Source organism: Microbacterium sp. Bi128 (genome assembly GCF_918698205.1).
The window spans coordinates 1-3,964 of record NZ_CAKKMM010000403.1; the positions used below are offsets into that span (position 1 = coordinate 1).

Below are 3,964 nucleotides of genomic sequence, written 5' to 3' on the forward strand. Positions count from 1 at the left end.
CTCGAACGCACCGAGCGAGCCGCCGAGCGCGGTCTTCACGTCGGCCGAGATCTTGTCGGTGAGGTCCATCGCCTGGCCGGCCTTGACGATGTCGGCGAGCTTGCCGCCTCCGCGCGCCATGAAGATGTCGGGCGCGTCTCCGGAGTTCAGCGCGGTTTGGAGCTTGCCGTCCATCTCCTCGTTCTGCAGGGACTGGATCTCGATGGTGACGCCGGGGTTGGCCGCTTCGAAGGCGGCGGCGGTGTCTTCCCAGTACTTCTTGCCGTCGCCCGTGGTGGAGTTGTGCCAGAACGTCAGGGTGACGCTGCCGTCGGCGTTCTGTCCTCCGCCTCCGCCGGCGGCGCAACCGCCGAGGGCGAGGGTGCCGGCGACGGCGATGGCCGCTGCGGCGATGATCTTCCGCGTTTTCATGTGATTCCCGTTTCTCTTCGTCGAGGTGCGTCCCTCGCGGGATGCTCCGGTTTTCGGCTGCGATGCCGGTCGTTCACACCCGGATGTGCGGTCCGGGGTGTCAGCAGTGTCACCCGCGAGGTGAACATCGTCAAACGTTTTCGAAAATGATTTCCACGACTAGTCTCGAGCCGTGAACAGACGCGCCACCATCCACGACGTCGCCACGGCCGCGGGCGTCTCGGTGGCGACCGTGTCCAAAGCCGTCAACGGTCGGTACGGTGTCTCGCCCGAGACCGTGGCGCGCGTCCTCGACGCCGTCGAGGCGCTCGGGTACGAGTCCAGCCTGGTCGCCAGCAGCATGCGCTCTCGCCGCACCGGGGTGATCGGTGTCCTGGTGGCCGACATCGAACCGTTCTCGGCCGAGATCCTCAAGGGCGTGGGCGGAGCGTTGTCCGGCACCGGCTACGACCTGCTGGCGTACAGCGGTTCGCGTCGTGACGGCGAGGGCTGGGAGCGGCGATCGCTCAGCCGGCTCAGTGGCACCCTCATCGATGCGGCGATCATCGTGACCCCCACGGTGGTCAACGTCGTCAGCGAGGTGCCGATCGTCGCGGTCGACCCGCACACCGGCCGGGCCGACCTGCCCACGGTCGAATCCGACAGCTACACCGGTGCACAGCAGGCCGTCCACTATCTCGCTCAGCTCGGACACCGCCGCATCGGCTTCATCGCCGGCCGCCCCGATCTGCGGTCGGCGGTGGCGCGCGCCTCCGGCTACCGTGCGGGGCTCGCGGCGGCCGGCATCCCGTTCGATCCGGTCCTGGTGGGGGTCGGGCGTTACGAGCAGGACGTCGCCCGGGAAGCCGCACACACCATGCTCGCCCTGCCCGACCGGCCGACGGCCGTGTTCGCCGCGAACGACCTGTCGGCCCTGTCGATCATCGAGGTCGCCGGCGAACGCGGGCTGCGGGTGCCCGACGACCTCTCGGTGGTCGGGTTCGACGACGTGCCCGAGGCCGCGCGCGCTCAGCCGGGGCTGACCACCGTGCGGCAGCCGATGAAGCGCCTCGGCGCCGAGGCGGTGCGGATCGTGCTGGCCCTCATGGCGGGGGAAGAGCTGCCCGAGACCCACGTCCAGTTGCCCACTCGACTCGTCGTCCGCGCCACGACCGCACCCCCGCCGTCCCGCTGACGGGGCCGCAGCCGCGCGGGTCAGTGCGCGGCCGGACCGTGTCCGACGTGCGGTTCCTCAGGAGTCCGGCCGGCGCGCCACCGGCGTCGTGCTCCGGATGCCGAGCGGCTAAGGTCGCGGCGTGACCGTTGTGCTTCTCGCCCCCGACGGGTTCAAGGGCTCGATCTCGGCGGCCGACGCCGGCGCGGCGCTCGCCGCCGGGTGGCGGAGCGTCCGGGGCGACGACCGCATCGTCGAGCTGCCCATGGCCGACGGCGGCGAGGGAACCCTCGATGCCTTCCTCGTCGCCGTGCCGGGGGCGCGCCGGATGCCGGTGCACGTCACGGGTCCGCACGGCCGCGAGGTCGCGGCATCCTGGGTCCTCCTCCCCGCGACGGGGAACGCCCCGCGCGGCACGGGGGTCGTGGAGTTGGCCTCGACCTCGGGCATTGAGCTGCTCGGCGACACCCTGCGCCCGCTCGATGCCGGTACGCACGGGTTCGGACAGGCGATCACCGCGGCCCTGGATCACGGCGTCTCGCGGCTCGTGCTGGCGATCGGGTCGAGCGCCTCGACCGACGCCGGCTTCGGGGCGCTTTCCGCGCTCGGGGCGAGGATCACGGATGCCGCGGGCGTCGAGGTCGCCGCCGGACTGCGGGGGATGCGCGGCGCCGCCCGCCTCGACCGCTCCGGGCTGCGCCCGCTCCCACCCTCCGGGGCGCTCGTCTTGACGGACGTGCGGAGTCCCCTCACCGGCCCGCGCGGCGCGGCGGCGGTGTTCGGGCCGCAGAAAGGGCTCGGGCCCGACGAGATCGCCGACGCCGACGCGGCGCTCGCCCGGGCGGCGGCGCTCCTGGGCGTCGATGCGACCGAGCCCGGTGGCGGCGCGGCCGGCGGCACCGGCGCGGCGTTGCTCGCGTGGGGCGCCCAGCTGGTGCCGGGGGCCGAGCGGATCGCCGACCTCGTCGGCCTCGCGGATGCCATCACCGCCTCCGACGTCGTCATCACGGGCGAGGGATCCTTCGACGCGAGCTCCGGTGCGGGCAAGGCGCCCGAACGGGTGGCGGCCCTGGCTCGCGCGTCGGCGTGCCCCGCGCTGCTCGTGGCCGGGCGCATCGCTCCGGATGCCGACACCTCGGCGTTCCGCGACGCGGTCTCCCTCACCGACCTCGCCGGTTCGCCCGAGGCGGCCCTGTCGGCCCCGGGCGAGTGGCTCACCGCTGCCGGCGCGACCCTGGCGCGCGGGTTCGGGGCGCGCAGCGGTGCTCCGACGCGGGACTGACGCGGCACGATCGCCGAATCCCGCCCCGACTCGCGGGCGGTGGAGCCGTCGCCCCCCGCGGCTCCGGTACCGTCGAGGTGTGTCCACCGTGTCCAGCAGCAAAGACGACGAGGTCGATCTCCTCATCGACGCGTGGTCGCAGTTGCTGCCCGACGTCGATCTGACCCCCCTCGACGTCATGTCGCGGCTGCGCCGTGCCGCGTTCCACCTGTCGAAGCTGCGCGCGCGGGCCTTCGCGAGCGCCGACATCGCCGTGTGGGAGTTCGACGTGCTCGCCGTCCTCCGCCGCGCGGACACCGAACTCAGTGCCACACGGCTGATCTCGGCGACGATGATCGGCAGCGCGGCGATGACCAATCGCCTCGACAAGCTCGCAGACCGCGGACTCGTGCAGCGTCGCCCCAACCCCTCGGACGGGCGCGCGATCCTCGTGGCCATCACTCCCGAGGGCATCGAACGCGTCGACGCGGCGATGACCGAACTCGTGCGGCTCGAAGCCGACGCCCTCCGCGACGTGAATCGCGCCGATCAGGCGATGCTGGCGCGCGTGCTGCGGGTGCTCGCCGCCGGCGAGACCCACGAGGCGTAATCGACCTCGACGCGCGCCCGCTCGTCCTCGACGGCGGGGTGGCCGCCGGCGCGCGGCTGGTGGGCGGGTGCTGCCGCTCGGCCCCGGCGGACATCGCCGCGATCGCCGCTGCTCCGAGCTGAGCCGCGCCCCGACGCGGCACCCTCATCGCTGATCGATCCGGCCGCGCCGGCCGCCGCGTTCGCTCAGGAGGGCGATCTCCTCAGGGTTCCATCCGAAGGCGTTCTGCATCTGGTCGCCGAGGGTCGAGAGCGCCGACGGCAGGGCCGTGGCCACGCCGTGCCGGACGTCGACGGCGCGGTCATCGAGAGCGTGGGCCGCGACCCGCAGCTCGTCCACGAGCGACCTCAGACGATCGGGACCGTACGCGGCCGCCACGAGGCGCGCGTCGCTGATCGCGATGACCGTGAGCTCCTGCGGGTCGCTGTCGGACAGTCGTGTCGCCGCCCCGAGGGACAGGATGACGGTCAGCCCGCAGACCAGAACAGTGGCGATGGCGATCGCCGCGCCGATCTCCAAGGAGCGGAAC

At 73.0% G+C, this 3,964-nt stretch carries 6 protein-coding genes; 4 read left to right on the forward strand and 2 right to left on the reverse strand.

The features are described 5' to 3' along the window. Nucleotides 1-411, reverse strand: a 411-nt coding sequence (locus LQV45_RS19870; protein ID WP_230008487.1) for an extracellular solute-binding protein, incomplete at its 3' end; no start/stop codon positions are given. 172 nt (nt 412-583) lie between these two features. Here LQV45_RS19870 and LQV45_RS19875 point away from each other — a divergent pair. The 4 genes from LQV45_RS19875 (at nt 584) to LQV45_RS35910 (ending at nt 3,557) form a co-directional block, all read left to right on the forward strand. Further along, the gene (locus LQV45_RS19875) at nt 584-1,585 is read left to right on the forward strand and encodes a LacI family DNA-binding transcriptional regulator (protein ID WP_230008488.1); all 1,002 of its coding nucleotides are present in this window, start codon (nt 584-586) and stop codon (nt 1,583-1,585) included. 121 nt (nt 1,586-1,706) lie between these two features. Then, entirely contained in the window at nt 1,707-2,846 is a 1,140-nt protein-coding gene (locus LQV45_RS19880) for a glycerate kinase (RefSeq protein WP_230008489.1), read from the forward strand. Between the two features lie 88 nt (nt 2,847-2,934). Further along, nucleotides 2,935-3,435, forward strand: a complete 501-nt coding sequence (locus tag LQV45_RS19885) for a MarR family winged helix-turn-helix transcriptional regulator (protein WP_230008490.1) — start codon at nt 2,935-2,937, stop codon at nt 3,433-3,435. A 38-nt stretch (nt 3,436-3,473) separates the two neighbouring features. Further along, nucleotides 3,474-3,557, forward strand: coding sequence for a homocysteine S-methyltransferase family protein (locus tag LQV45_RS35910; RefSeq protein WP_374208254.1), 84 nt, complete (start codon nt 3,474-3,476; stop codon nt 3,555-3,557). A 22-nt stretch (nt 3,558-3,579) separates the two neighbouring features. Here the strand turns inward: LQV45_RS35910 and LQV45_RS19895 are convergent. Beyond that, nucleotides 3,580-3,964: hypothetical protein (locus LQV45_RS19895; protein ID WP_230008491.1), on the reverse strand; the 385-nt coding region annotated here is incomplete at its 5' end.